A 418-nucleotide genomic window follows, 5' to 3' on the forward strand; every position below is an offset into this window, starting at 1 on the left:
ATAGCTCTGTACCTGAATAAACTCGATGAAGCTGACAAGACTGCTGAGCCTGAAATAATCACAGATTTAACAGCGACGAAACTGGCATGGTTGCAACAACGTTTAGAAGAGTTAAAGCAAATGCAGCTGGCCGTGGAACAGCATCCTGATAAACAATTGTCGCTGACAGATCCTGATTCCCGGTTGATGAAAATAAACAATGTTAACCGTCAGGTTAGCTATAACGTGCAGACTGCCGTTGATGCCAAAAATCACCTGATTGTTGCTCATGAAGTGACGAATACACCAGACCGTGGGCAGTTAACTGCTGTGACAAAATTAGCGCAAGATGCTGTTGGCAAAGTGGATATTACCGTTCTGGCTGATAAAGGCTATTACAGCCGGAGTGATATTAAAGCCGCTCAGGATTTAGGTGCCG

The 418-nt window shown here is 44.5% G+C and carries 1 protein-coding gene; it reads left to right on the forward strand.

Features of this window, described 5'->3' with window-relative positions; all coding sequences use genetic code 11:
• A partial coding sequence (locus J1785_RS00190; protein WP_217218512.1) for a transposase occupies positions 1-418 on the forward strand: 418 nt, incomplete at both ends.

Origin of the sequence: Rahnella perminowiae (assembly GCF_019049755.1) — a bacterium.
Lineage (GTDB): Bacteria > Pseudomonadota > Gammaproteobacteria > Enterobacterales > Enterobacteriaceae > Rahnella > Rahnella perminowiae.